This window comes from Kluyvera sichuanensis, from assembly GCF_014218705.1.
GTDB lineage: Bacteria > Pseudomonadota > Gammaproteobacteria > Enterobacterales > Enterobacteriaceae > Kluyvera > Kluyvera sichuanensis.
This window is the reverse complement of sequence record NZ_JABBJF010000006.1, coordinates 102,627-116,321: the sequence shown is the minus strand read 5'-3', so window position 1 is coordinate 116,321 and position 13,695 is coordinate 102,627. Positions and strand designations below refer to the sequence as shown.

11 protein-coding genes are annotated in these 13,695 nt (G+C 52.5%); 3 read left to right on the top strand and 8 right to left on the bottom strand.

The genetic code is table 11. From position 1 onward, the window contains the following. Nucleotides 1-67 precede the first annotated feature (67 nt). Both rsmF and HII27_RS09365 read left to right on the top strand, forming a co-directional pair. Complete coding sequence (gene rsmF, locus HII27_RS09370; protein WP_185667642.1) at nt 68-1,507, top strand: 16S rRNA (cytosine(1407)-C(5))-methyltransferase RsmF; 1,440 nt, start codon at nt 68-70, stop codon at nt 1,505-1,507. Between the two features lie 110 nt (nt 1,508-1,617). Then, complete coding sequence (locus HII27_RS09365; RefSeq protein ID WP_035891671.1) at nt 1,618-1,857, top strand: YebV family protein; 240 nt, start codon at nt 1,618-1,620, stop codon at nt 1,855-1,857. Nucleotides 1,858-1,893: 36 nt separating this feature from the next. On the opposite strand, the gene lpxP is transcribed toward HII27_RS09365, so the two are convergent. From lpxP to HII27_RS09325, 8 genes are all read right to left on the bottom strand, one after another. After that, the gene (gene lpxP / locus HII27_RS09360) at nt 1,894-2,829 is read right to left on the bottom strand and encodes a kdo(2)-lipid IV(A) palmitoleoyltransferase (protein ID WP_185667771.1); all 936 of its coding nucleotides are present in this window, start codon (nt 2,827-2,829) and stop codon (nt 1,894-1,896) included. Between the two features lie 684 nt (nt 2,830-3,513). Next, a complete protein-coding gene (locus tag HII27_RS09355; protein ID WP_185667641.1) occupies nt 3,514-3,900 on the bottom strand; it encodes a tail fiber assembly protein in 387 nt (128 codons plus the stop codon). Further along, the gene (locus HII27_RS09350) at nt 3,897-5,705 is read right to left on the bottom strand and encodes a hypothetical protein (protein ID WP_185667640.1); all 1,809 of its coding nucleotides are present in this window, start codon (nt 5,703-5,705) and stop codon (nt 3,897-3,899) included. The genes HII27_RS09355 and HII27_RS09350 overlap by 4 nt, the downstream gene beginning before the upstream one ends. Nucleotides 5,706-5,814: 109 nt before the next feature. Further along, the gene (gene gpJ / locus HII27_RS09345) at nt 5,815-9,369 is read right to left on the bottom strand and encodes a TipJ family phage tail tip protein (RefSeq protein WP_185667639.1); all 3,555 of its coding nucleotides are present in this window, start codon (nt 9,367-9,369) and stop codon (nt 5,815-5,817) included. 55 nt (nt 9,370-9,424) lie between these two features. Continuing rightward, nucleotides 9,425-10,021 carry a tail assembly protein gene (locus tag HII27_RS09340; RefSeq protein ID WP_185667638.1) on the bottom strand — a complete coding sequence of 199 codons (597 nt, stop codon included), beginning with the start codon at nt 10,019-10,021 and terminating at the stop codon, nt 9,425-9,427. Next, nucleotides 10,009-10,740 (bottom strand): C40 family peptidase, encoded by a 732-nt coding sequence (locus HII27_RS09335; RefSeq protein ID WP_185667637.1) that lies wholly within the window; start codon nt 10,738-10,740, stop codon nt 10,009-10,011. Before HII27_RS09335 ends, HII27_RS09340 begins: the two co-directional genes overlap by 13 nt. A 12-nt stretch (nt 10,741-10,752) precedes the next feature. Further along, complete coding sequence (locus HII27_RS09330; protein WP_185667636.1) at nt 10,753-11,526, bottom strand: phage minor tail protein L; 774 nt, start codon at nt 11,524-11,526, stop codon at nt 10,753-10,755. 8 nt (nt 11,527-11,534) lie between these two features. Continuing rightward, on the bottom strand, nt 11,535-11,885 hold the full coding sequence (locus tag HII27_RS09325) for a phage tail protein (RefSeq protein WP_185667635.1): 351 nt from the start codon (nt 11,883-11,885) through the stop codon (nt 11,535-11,537). Between the two features lie 193 nt (nt 11,886-12,078). Between HII27_RS09325 and HII27_RS09320 the strand changes: the two genes are divergently transcribed. Beyond that, entirely contained in the window at nt 12,079-13,692 is a 1,614-nt protein-coding gene (locus HII27_RS09320) for a DUF4041 domain-containing protein (RefSeq protein ID WP_185667634.1), read from the top strand. Nucleotides 13,693-13,695 lie beyond the last annotated feature (3 nt).

Here is a 13,695-nt window from a genome sequence, read left to right as displayed (position 1 = left end):
CGGTGCCCGTCACCGGCGCATTTTTATGATAAACTGCGCGCTCTTTATCTCCTTGTGGTATTCGCCAGTGGCTCAAAACTCAGTCTATTTCCCCGATGAATTCCTTGCGCAGATGCGTGAGGCCATGCCGAAAAATCTCTCTTTTGATGCATTTATTGATGCCTGCCAGCGCCCGCTGCGTCGCAGCATTCGCGTCAACACGCTCAAAATTTCCGTGGATGATTTTCTGGCGCTAGTTGCGCCGTACGGCTGGCAGCTAACCCCGGTTCCCTGGTGCGCCGAAGGTTTCTGGATTGAACGCGAAAATGCCGACGAGATCCCACTGGGCAGCGCCGCCGAGCATTTAAGCGGCCTGTTTTATATTCAGGAAGCCAGCTCCATGCTGCCCGTCGCCGCGCTGTTTGCCGATGGCGCAGTACCCACGCGCGTAATGGATGTTGCCGCCGCGCCTGGCTCGAAAACCACGCAGATCGCCGCCCGAATGGAAAACCATGGCATGTTGCTGGCGAACGAATTTTCCGCCAGCCGCGTGAAGGTGCTGCACGCTAACATCAGCCGCTGCGGAATCGCGAATACCGCCCTGACCCACTTTGATGGCCGCGTATTTGGCGCGGCGCTGCCGGAATGCTTCGACGCCATCCTGCTCGATGCCCCGTGCTCCGGCGAAGGCGTGGTGCGTAAGGACCCAGACGCGCTAAAAAATTGGTCGCTTGCCAGCAACCAGGAGATCGCCAGCACCCAGCGCGAGCTTATCGACAGCGCGTTTCATGCCCTGCGCCCTGGCGGTACGCTGGTCTACTCCACCTGCACGCTTAACCGCGACGAAAATGAGTTGGTAGTCAACTGGCTGCTCGAGCGCTATCCGGAGGCGGTGGAAGTGCTGCCGCTGGGCGACCTTTTCCCAACCGCCGAGCAGGCGCTGACCCCGGAAGGCTATCTGCACGTCTTCCCACAAATTTACGACTGCGAAGGTTTCTTCGTCGCTCGACTGCATAAAACGGCAGCGATCGACCCGCTACCCGCGCCGGGCTACAAGGTCGGCAAATTCCCGTTTGCACCTATGAAAAACCGCGAATCAGCGGCGGTAGCCGAGGCGGCTAAGCGCGTAGGAATCGAGTGGGATGCGTCGCTAACGCTTTGGCAGCGCGACAAAGAGATCTGGCTGTTCCCGGCGGAAATCGAACCGTTGCTGGGTAAAGTTCGCTTCTCCCGCATCGGTATTAAGCTTGCTGAAACCCACAATAAAGGCTTCCGTTGGCAGCATGAAGCGGTTATCGCCCTGGCAAACACGGAGAAACTGGGACATGAATTAACGGCAGAGGAAGCGCAGGAGTGGTATCGCGGGCGCGACGTCTACCCGGAAAATGCCCCAGCGCAGGATGACGTGATTGTCACGTTCCAGGGCTTTCCACTCGGGCTGGCAAAGCGTATTGGCTCTCGTCTGAAAAACAGCTATCCACGAGAACTGGTGCGCGATGGGAAACTTTTTATCAACAGGTCGGAGTAGCGCACAAAAAAAGCGCATTTTTTAATTGGCGAAATGCTCGACGTTGGCTAGGATGAAAAGGTACGGCCACTGGTCGTACCACACCGGTCAGCAGATTAACGGAGAGCATTATGAGCAAAACCAGCGTACGCATCGGCGCATTCGAGATTGATGATGCCGTGCTGCACGCCGAACAACACGGCGAGCGAACGTTAAGCATCCCTTGTAAGTCCGATCCCGATTTGTGCATGCAGTTAGATGCCTGGGATGCCGATATCAGCATCCCAGCCCTTCTTGATGGCGAACATTCGGTTCTCTATCGCAAACATTACGATCAACCGTCCGATGCCTGGGTTATGCGGCTTGTCTAACCCAAAAAGAACCCGCCATCAGGCGGGTTATTTATTTTATTTGGTGTGTGGCACCGCTTTGTAGAGCGACGCCTCTCCCCGCGGTCGGGTTTTGAACCGGCGATGCACCCACAGATACTGCTCCGGCGCACGTAAAATCTCGCGTTCGATAATTTTGTTCATATAGCTCGCCGCCGACACTTCATCCCCACAAGGATAATCGGTCATCGCTTCACTAATGTGCAGCGTGTAGCCCTTCATATTCGGTTTACGCACCATGGTCACGGTCAGCATCGCGGCCCCAGAGAGTCGCGACAGCACGTTGGTACCGTTGGTGGTGGCCGCTTCGCTTACCGAGAAGAACGGAGCAAATACGCTCCCTTTCGGGCCATAATCCTGGTCCGGCGCAAACCATACCGCTTCACCCGCTTTCAGCGCCTGAACCAGGCCACGCAGGTTACGACGATCGATCATCGCTTTGTTCGAGCGCAGACGGCCGGTGGTTTGTACCCACTCCATCAGCGGGTCGTTGTGCGGACGATAGGTTGCCATCATTGGACGGCACAGACCCATCGCACGGCCGCCTAATTCCAGCGACATAAAGTGCACACCAACCACCATCACCCCGCGCTGCTCTTTCAGCGCGTGCATCAGGTTGGCATAGCCTTCAACATCAAACCATTTGCGCACGCGCGCATCGCTCCAGAACCAGGCCATACCGGTTTCGATAAGCCCCATACCCAGAGACATAAAGTTTTGTTCAATCAGCTTTTCGCGCTCGGCGGCATCCATATGTGGAAAGCAAAGCTCAATATTGCGCGTAGCAATTTGTTCACGGCGTTTTAAAAAACGACGCGACGCTTTACCAACGGAGGTGCCGAGCAGATGGAGAAGCGGATAAGGGAGTTGGACCACCAGCCATAACAGAGCAAGCGCAAACCACTTCAGCCCATTGCGGGGATGAAGTAAACGAACATCAAAATTCTGGAACATCATTTCTTCCGGATAACGTGGAGCACAGCACAAGGTAACGCATAAGGAAAAAACGAGTCCGTTCATCTGTCTTTAAGCGGTACGTATGAGTGTTTGACAGTACTGCATTCGACAAATTCACTGCCCGGACGTTTATTTACAAAACGGCAGAAAACAGAGGTGTGATGCGGCGTGGCAGGCTGTGGCTTAACTCGCCGCAAGCATGCGCTTTTTCTTCATAAAAAAATAGCGATTTTTATTCACGAGTTGAAATAAATATTCGAATAATGAGTGAAAATATAATTAGCGGGATAGTTATTATGACAAACGAAATGATTATCCAGCGATTTTCCGATGTTCTATTAGCGGCTTCACATTTTCACGGAAATTTTTTTTCGCTAAATGGCACAAAAATGCTTGGATGCCGTCGAGAATCTGTTTACATTGGGTTAACAAGCACGCAAGCAGCAAAGTGTGTTTATCCTGTGGAAGGGAAACTGCAGATAAAAAGAGACCGAAAACGATTCCTGTTTACCCACCAAAGCAATAAAACCCATTAAAAACAATAAATTACCAGCCAAAACCACCTATAAAACACTTACCATTTCAGCTCGTTCTACCCATTCAATATCAGACTGTTACCGTTAAGTTCGGGATCGCGACGAGTAAAGTTCGAGCCTCAGCATTAGGTTATCCGCATTCGTATTAAACTGCGGGTGGAATCGGCCACTCAATCTCAGGTGCCGCGTCCAGTTCGAGAGCATCCAACTCCTTCACATACAGACGCCATGCAATCAGCTTTTGTTTGTCCTCTTCACTAATCAGACCGAGATTCAGATCCAGAATCCAACCCGCCATCGTCTTCTCAGCTTCTGCTATCAGATTGTGCCGGTATGTCTCTGCATCACGAACGTCATCTTCATGAGTTCGAGCGTATGGCGGGTCTGTAATCCACTCCCCTGATTCAGGGTTGTAGGTTTTATTGCCGCCGCTGAAGCCGTCCGGCACTTCTACCGGTAGTACATTTCCGGCCCATACGTCTTGGGAGAAACCATAGGAGCGACAGTCACCTTTCCATACATAAATAATCATGCTGTCACCTTAAATACATGAATACGCACCGGAGATGGAGTTTTATAATCTGCTGAAATATCTTGACTTGATGCTGTAGCAGTTGTGCCACCCTGAACGTAGGCCACGTATCCACACTTAAGGACTATACCTTCACCCTCAGCATACCATGCACTCGTACCAAGCGTTCCTGACGCATAAGTCAATGGAGTAGTCACCCATTTCTGCAACGTTGCATGGAATATCTCGGCCATACACCATACGGGCGTACCGTTACCAAACGGGTTAGCGAGTACCGTGCGACTGCCTAGCGCCGGGTTAGTCACACTGAGCAGAGTGTAGCCAATCCGCGCATTCGTCGCGACACTCTTCGCCAGCAGGTCGGTATTTATTGACTCCATTCGCGCGGAAAGCGTCATAGCATCGAGTGAACCAGCATTCTGTGCTCGCCCGGCGTAGCGGATAACGAAGCAACCGGCAAGGGAGTTCATGCGGGCTTCCGTTAAACCGTTCTGATATACATCGCTCCCCAGACTCAGGTCTATCTCTAGCGGATATCCAGCACCTGAAGACCCCGCAGGGAAGAATGTAGGGGGAGATGTAGCTTCCCTAGCACCACGACGGAATATGCCAGATGCAACACCATCAACGTTCATAGGGCCAGCGCTAGGGGTAATTCTTGTAAAATCACCGGTCAAGTTAGGCACGCCAGATTTTTGCACAGAACCGGCAGTTAGAGTACCGCCATCACCGCGCAGCACTGGCGCTTTAATGCTCCCACTCTGCACACCATTTCGATCAGGAAGACGCATCTTCCCAGCCGAGGAATTCAGGACATAGCAGCCGCGCTTTGTAGGGTCTGCCTGCCATGTTGCTTCATCAGTAGTCGGACGATTACCTGCAGCAACGTCAGCGTACAGGTCTGCAAACGGCCCAGACTGGTCAACTTGCTGACCATCGGCAGCCACGCAACCATCCGGTATTTTTGACCGCATGTCGTGCCACCAGGACTGGCCGATATAGCCGCCGCCACTCGGCTTCGCGTCAATCTCAGCTTTAGAGTAAACGCTTAAATTACTGCGCCCTTCTGCCGGGTCATCCAGATCAGCAAGATTTTGGTCTTTCTGTAACAGCTTAGTGGCATCAATAGATGCCGCTGCCGATTCCGCGGCGGCCTGCGCCGTCTCCGCTTTAGTCTGTGCGGTCTCGGCTTTACCTTGTGCAGCTACTGCTGCCGTTTGTGCCGTTTCGGAGGCCGCTTGCGCCGTCTCCGCTTTACCCTGAGCTGCGACTGCGGCGGTCTTCGCCGTTTCTGCGTCGGTTTTAGCCTGCACCGCTGCGGCCTTGTCCGTCGCCACCTGCTGCGCGTCGGTGTGGATCTGCGCTGCCGTGGCGTCAAGGTGGTCAACGTCCAGTGCGTTAAGCAAATCGTTAATCTTACGCCACGAGAAACCGGTAAGCGTCGTGCCGTCAGGCAGGAGGACATTAACGGTATCAGGAGAGGAGAGCACAGCTTGCCAGTTGATCGCGTTCTCATTGGCAAAGCGTAGCGCTTCCGTAACTTGCTTATTAAGCTCTGCAGTTACGCGTAGCATTGTTTTACGCGGAACGGCCTGCCATGCCACGCCGGACGCCGTAGGGCCGGTGAATGGCAAGGTTAACACCAACGCTGTATCGCTCGTTACAGAATCAACCGCCAGTGAATAGACGGTTCCGCCCACGGTAACCACCACAACATCAGCAGCGGTCATATCAGCTGTAAATGTTGTGCCAGTGCCGGTTACGGCGGTGCTGCCATTAGTGAGCTTTAAAGTGCCTGCTGACATAAAAGCCTCTTGTCAATTTTTAGATATGCAGAATCCTGCGCGGAACGCGCAAAAATTAATGATATGAAGCGAGGAAATACCAGGTATAAAGGGACCAATCGCCCCTTTTTCATGAGAACGAACCACTGCCTCGAGCTACGATCATTGTTGGGGAATATATAAGCCCCTGAGCGGCGTCAGTTGTAGCTACTGAGATGGACGCGTTTACTGTTGCGGATGTTGTGGATATAGAGTGAATGTACGCCGCAAATGTTCCGTTGCTAGTGTAATTCTTTGAGTTGCCATTTATTGTAATTGTCACACCACCGACACATCTACCCGTGAACATCACACAAACATTACGAGTAACGACCTCCTGAGTGCTATCGGTATAATTCATATACCTAGTGATAACCCTATTCCCAGACCCCAGTAAATCCGGCCATACGTTCATGTTGGCAATATCACCGATGAACTTTTCAGCCTGCACAGTCCCCTTAAATGTGCCATCGGTGGCGTTGATTTTCCCGGTAAACTCACCGTCCGAGGCATACACTTTGCCGCGAATAGTGACATTATTTAGCTCTGCATCGCCGGATTTAGGAAGGTTCCAGCCCGTGCCATCAGTACCGCTTACAAAGCCGTCAGATTGCAATGAGTCCGTGATCTTACCGAACGCGATCGACGCATCCTGGATGAACGCATCATTGATAAACGTCTGCCCACCCTTAACCGCAAATGGGGAGAACAAAGTATTACCACTGCCGGAGAGCAGCACGAACTCTTCTGCGTTAAACGCAACACGGGCAATTGGTGGCTTGCCTGGCTGAGCGATTGCCGCAATCGACATCCCCGCCATTATCTCCTGCCCGTTGAATTTCACACCGACACGAAGCGTGTGGATAGCGCTGGCTCCGTCCGAGTCAACCATAGCGGTCAATTTGTCAGAAATTGCCGCCGTGTTGGCTGCTACCTGCGCCTTCAGGTCGGTGCCTAGCTCAGCCATGGCTTCGTCGACTTTCGCCACTGTTGTCGCCACCTGCAAAATCTCAGCGCGTACCGGGCCAAGCTGCGCAAACTGGCTATGCAAAATGCTCCCGCCTGCCAGCGCGTTCTGCCAGCTTGCTTCCAGGCTACCCTCAACACTTTCTGTAAGGCGCTGCCCATCCTCGGAAGTTAACAGACCGTCGGTTATGTCCCCCAGATAGTCGGAGGGGTTATCGTTAGCCATGCCCCGGATCCAGCCAGTCCAGTCACCCTGGTTACCAATACGGTCAACCAGGCGGGCCCTGTACCAGAATCCCTGCCCCGCTTTCAGTCCCAGCTGGGTGTATGTGTGCTGAGGGTATGGAACACCGGCGAGCAGCAGTGGGTTGTCTCCATTGCTATTAACTGAATACTGCAACTCTGTTTGAAGTGTATCTCCACTATCCGCAGGGAAAGACCAGTCAATCTGAATACCCCAGTTGATAGCAGTGGTGCGCAGCCCTACTGGCTTCGGCACATCCCCGGTGCGACCGGTAAGGTTCGTCAGGGAGGACGTAGCCCACAGGCTGGACGCCCCGCCGGAGTTGATTGCTCGTACACGCACCAGGTAGTCACCTGAAAAAATTCCTGCTACCTCAATATTGCGCAGCCCGGTTTCTGGGACGTTGATCCATTCATTATCGTCTCGCTTCCACTGCACCTGATATGCAACGATATCGGCCTGCAGCTTCCCGTTCTTGTCCAGCGGTGCATCCCAGGCCGCCACCATTGTGGCAATACGCTGGCCTTGTCTAACCGAGTCGTAACTGCTAATCGCGATATTCGTGGGCTGGCTAACCAGGCCGGTCGGTATCAGGCTGATCGGCGGCGTGTCCAGGCGCGCATTGTTATCAACGGCATCATATTTCGACGCGTTGTACTCTGCGCCGGTAATGCTGAAGGTGTTTTCCTCATCATTGAACGCCAGATTGGTCACGCGGAAATACTGCAGGCGTAACTGCCCTGCATCGATAACAAATACAGCGTTAGGCTGCGGTTGTGCGGTGAAAGGCATGTCCACAATCAGCTGCGCTCCGTTGACCGCCTGAATAATTCGGCTCTCAACAATGCCACCCAACGTGCGGATCATTAGCGTATCACCAGCTACCGCACTGGTTCCGCGGTCAGTCGTTACCGCCCTCAGCGAAGCATCGTAGGCAACAACACGGCCACCGTACACCCTGCCAGACATGCGTTCATCAGCAAAGGCGAACACAGTACCCGGCACATAGATGTAGCCATCCAGCCCAGTTTGCAGCGTAATGATGCGATCGAGAGAGTTCGAATAGACCGCCCAGCCACCGCGGCGCTGAGCCTCGCTCTCTCGCGAGCAGCCGATGGCCGTCAGTTGCGTCTGCTTGAACTTGAACTGCTTCACCAGTTCCGGAAACATGACCGCCGTCGTGCGGTCCTGGTAGTGGTTGTCTGGGTCACTGAAGTTGACCAGCGCGCTGGAATAGCGGTTCTTCTCGCTGCCGCTGGAATAGCTCGGTTTGCCCACGACGGATGCGCGAGTCATGATCTGCAACTTCGCCGTGTCGGCCGGCATATCGGAGACAACATTGAACATGTTGTTGCCCCAGAACGTCATGCCGTTGAAGCCAGCGGCAATATCCTTGATCACCTGCCATGCATCGGCCTGCGCCTGAATGTACACGTCGAATATGAAGCGGGGCTCTGTGCCGGTACCGCCTTTCCCGTCTGGTACCAACTGGTCGCAGCGCTGGGCAATGCGGTAAAGTTCCCACTTATCCAGCATATCCACTGTTACCCGGCGCCCGAGGCTAAAACGCGGTTCAGTCAGTACATCGAACCAAATCCACGCCGGGTTGTTACTCCAGGACCATTTGAATGTACCGTCCCAGGTGCCACTGTACGTACGCGCAACGGGATCGTAGTTTTGCGGGATGCGGATTACGCGGCCTTTCGGCTTGCAGGATATCTTCGGGATATTGCTGAACGATTTAGCGTTAAACGACACGTACAGCAGCGCGGTGTGCGGATAACGCAGACGGGCATCGATGACCTCGGTGATAGCCTGTACTTGGGTTTTGTTCTGTAGCATCTGGCTGGTGCTGTCAGCGGTATCGCGAACTACGCGTATCTGCCAACCGGTTGTAGCTTTTGGCAAGTTGATGCGGTGCGTCAGTTCATAGAGTGAACTCAGCTTCTCCGTGACCGTTTTGGTCATCACGGTGCTATACGCCCCACCATCAACGGCAATGTCAATGTGGTACCTGACTGTGGTCCCGACAATATCGCCGTCATTCTTTTGCTGCTGCAGTCCGGTAATACCGACACGCACAAGCACCGCATCAATCTGCGTGTTGCTAATTGCGCGCGTCCACGGCGTCGCTTTGGTCAGTGACACGCCAATGCTGGTCTCGTTTTCCACTGCAGGGAAGCCGGGGATCGGAGTCTGAACCTGAGTGCCTGGGCGAAAGTCCCAGGAGACATTCTCAAAATTCATTGAGCCGTCGGCATTGCCCAAAGGCGTACCATCCAGGAAGATGCGCGTGGCATCCAGTCCACCAGCAAATTCACCCTCGCCCAGCGCCAGCAGCATACGGCAGCGCGCCATAGATTGAGCTGAATCAGGCTGTTCTACAGGCGTGTGCTGCTTCTGGCTGCCGCCCTTCGCACCAGTAATCGTTGCCATATTGCATCCATAAAAAAAGCACCCAATTGGGTGCTTATTGAAAGGTAAGGAGTCGTCAGATATCTTCGGCGACTATCCCTGCACTTATGATGGCGCCGCCGATTTCTCTTTCTCCGTAAAGGATGGCGACCGGGTTGCCCATTGCAGTGGTGTTGACCGCTCCGCCAAATGCGTAGGATGGTTTATTGTCAGCGTCCTGGCGCATCTGTAAACCACCGGGCTGTGGCGAAAGCATCTGATAGATACCACCAGCCATCGATGAGATCCCGGCAATAATTAGGCCGTTAGCAAAACCTGCACCAACAATGCCCCAACCAACAGGCCCCAAAGCCAATCCCGCAACAATCATCACAGCCCCAAGAATGGTCTGGAACATGCCCGCCTTCTTCGCCCCTTCCATTACGGGAGCAATGCGGATATCGCTGTCACCGGCCAGGTCTTTGAAGTCCTCAACGCCTACGTTGCGTTTGCCACGGAACACCGCAAACGTCATGCCTTTTTTTTTAGCATTCATGAGATAGCTTTCAAGCCCATCCAAATTGATGCAAAGTGCCTTCACAGCCTCCGCTGAGGTCTGCACCGCCAGTTTATGTACGCGCCCAAATCGGGCGCCCAGTACGCCGTACAGGCGAATCGTGGTTAACCGCGCCATGACTGAATCTCCTTTGGCAAATTTTTATGGCGAACGCAGATCATCGTCCGGTCTTTGAAGTAGCCGCGCACATATGGCGTGACGCAGGATGGCTGGCCGTACAGGTGGTGAAGCAGTTCACCCTCTTCAGTAATGATCCCTGCGTGATTCCACTTACCTGATTCGACCTGCATGATGACCATGCAGCCTGGCGCCGGGTCACATTCACTGAACCCTTCCCGCTCCCAGTTATCGAAATAGAGGTTGTCCGGGTACTGGCTTTCCCACCACGGGTAATCGACCCGGAAATCAGTCAGCGTTACACCCTGGGTGGTATGCCAGTCCATGACCAGCCCCCAGCAGTCGTGAGAGCCCAGAATGAACGGGCGCCCGATAAGTGGGATGGCATCCGGCGTGATTTCGGCATATTCATCGCAATCAGGCGCGTAGATGCCCCATACCACACCGGACTGGTTGCATTGCTGACGATCGAGGTCTGATGGTATAGCCCTGGCGCCGTCGCCAGGATGAGAGTGGATGACTCGAATAATGGTCCCGGAGTCCTCGGCATTTGCCCAGTGCTCACCATCGATACGGAAATGCTCAGATGGGTTTTCATGGCTGTTCGGTACGGGCACATAACGCTGACGTCGCCCTGACTGGATGACGAGGCCGCAGCACTCGCGCGGCGATTCCTCCAGCGCTTGCGCCCGGATGGCATTAATAATCGTTTTGTTCATTTTGATGTCCGGTTATCGGGAAAAAAGCACCGTTGCTGGAAATCCGCCAAAGTCGAGAGTTGCGGTATTGGGCTCTGCCAGGCCAGCACCAAAGCGCTTCCGGCAATCACTGAGGCAGCCACCGCATACATCCAGTGCCGGATCGGCAACCGGGTTGCCCTTGGCATCAAAGTAGGCCGTGCCGTTGTAGGTGCAGCCGTCTCCAGTACGGTATTGGCCGCGCAACGCCCACTCGCAGAGTGATGTGATCTGCCGGGTAGGAATAACCAGGTTCTGCAAATCCGCCGGGCTACTGAGTGACCACGTAACCACCTCATCATCCTCTGAGGTTTTAGTGTCCAGCCAGAAGGTCTGGAGGGTGAACATCGTCGAATCTGCTGTCGGGTTCGCACCGCCCGGGAAGTTCACCGCATCCAAATAAACAGCGTAGGTGTCGATGATACTTACCTTCGCGTTAACCATATCCTTGAATTGCAGGCAGAGTGCCGTGATATGCCCGTCAAGGTTCGAGACACTAAGTTTCGGCTCGGCGGCCTGATCGGTTGAGATTGCAAGATCAGAAATCTGGAATGGCCAGAAATCGAAAGTCTTTCCGTCCCAGATAATGGGTTTTGGCCCCAGCTTGTCCTCATCGCCGGCGGCCGCATCAATCTCCGCTGGAGTATGAGGGAAAGGACTGTAGTGAAAGCGGTGGATCCCGCCGCTAAACTCAGACGCATCAACCTCTACCAGACGGACTCTGCCACCCGGCGCCAGCAATGCAGCTGTATCAATCAGTGCTGTCATGCTCCACCTCAGGCATAGACGCCATAGGCGCGCTTAATCGTGAATGTCAGTTCAGCGAATTTGCTGCTGACTTGGTTTTTGCGCACAGAGTCTGGTACTACCCGATACAGCCCCATCTCCTCGCCAGGCGGCGTGATGACGAATGCTTTAACGGTATGCGCCAACAGGAAGTCGCGGACTGCGTTTACTTCCGCCTCCGTTCCTGCGTGCTTCATTGGGATCTGAATAGCGGTGGAGTTAATGCCGTTCTCAGCCACCTGCTCGTAACCATCACCGAATTGCGCAGACCGTATTGTTTGGCTGTATTCGACCGCACCCGCACCGAGCTGCGAGTGCCAGTTGTAAGTTTCAACTGCCATATTTGCTCCATAAAAAAACCCAGCCGGAGCTGGGTTGAAAATCAGGCTGTTAATTAGGCCAATGAAAAAATTGATTTGAAACAATATCCTAGAGAAAAGAATTAGTTACTTCGCATTTATAACATGATGAAATATATGACACTCCGTCGATATTTTTATCCATCATAGCTAACCAATTCACAGGGATAGTTTAATGAATATTGTGCATTATGCAGCCATTGGGGCTGTAGCTTTAGTAGTGGTTTTAACCCTTTTCGTGATTAATATCATTAAATTAAAGTCAGCCAAAGCCGATGCAGCAGAAAAAGCAGCACGACTTGAGCGCTATGCAACAATCACCAATGCTGAGGCAGAAGCTGAACGAATCGTGAATGCCGCCAAGCAAAGCGCTGAAGAGTTAATCAATGATTCACAACACAGCCTTAACGAGGCAAAAGCTGAGGCTGTCAAGACGATTGCAGCCGGTGAACGCGATGCAAAATCTATAACTCAGCGTGCAGAAGATATTCTATCCGATGCCCGTTTAGCTGCGAAACGGATGAACGCAGAGGCACTGGCTGCTTTAGAAACACAGAGAGTCAAGCGTACAGAAATTGAAAAACAGATTGATGAACTGCGTAAATCCTATCGTGAGAAAAAAATCACTTACGATGAGTTGGAAGAAGCCCTGTCAATTTATAAAGATGATATGGAATTTGCCGACATGGGGTTCTATGCACCACACTTCGATTTTGATACCTCGTCTAGTTTTCAGGATGCGATCAAGGCATGTCGTGAACGACAAAAAAACCTGCTACGTGACAAAACTGAATTTGGCGCAATTCACTGCCCTGCAGAATGGACGGTTGGTGGCTCCAAAAGTGAAGGCCGTAAAATGACCACTCGCGGTATTCAGATGACAGCGCGTGCATTCAATGGCGAATGTGATGCAGCTATTGCAAACTGCACATTCAAAAACGTCCATCAAATGGAGCAAAGAATTTATAAAGCCTTTGATGCCTTGAATAAGATGAATGAAGTTAATCAGATTTACATCAATCGTGCTTTTTTAGATTTGAAGCTAGATGAACTTCGACTTACACATGAATATCGCTTGAAAAAGCAAGAAGAGCGAGAGGAACAACGTGAAATCCGCGCCCAGATGGCTGAAGAGAAGCGAGCCCAAGCCGAAATCGATCGTGCACTTCGAGAGGCTGAAGATGAAGAACGTCGCGCCCAAAAAGCGTTGGATAAAGCCCGTAAAGAAATGGAATCGAAGTTAGCCCAAATGACAGCTGAACAAGTGGCGAAGCACCAAGCGAAGGTATCCGAATTAGAACATGCCTTAGAAGATGCATTGTTGAAAGGTCAAAAAGCCCTTTCTATGGCCCAGCAAACTAAACGCGGCCACGTGTACGTTATCTCTAATGTTGGCTCGTTTGGTGATGATGTATTTAAAATTGGTATGACGCGGCGTCTTGATCCTCAAGATAGAGTGGATGAACTGGGTAGTGCATCTGTCCCATTCCTTTTCGATGTACATGCAATGATCTTCAGTGAAGATGCCCCTGCGATGGAAAACATGCTCCACCAGCGCTTCAATGAACAACGTACTAACCTAGTTAATAAACGTAAAGAATTTTTCAATATAAAATTAAGCGAAATTAAAGAGGCTGTTTTTGAAATCGCTGGGAATGATGTTGACTTCATCGAGACGGCTACTGCTCAGCATTACTATGAAACCATGGCAATCCGTAAGCAGAAAGCGGATATCGCTTCAACCCCATATCAGAATGCAAGGCATTCTCAATTTGCTGATGCCATTTAGGCG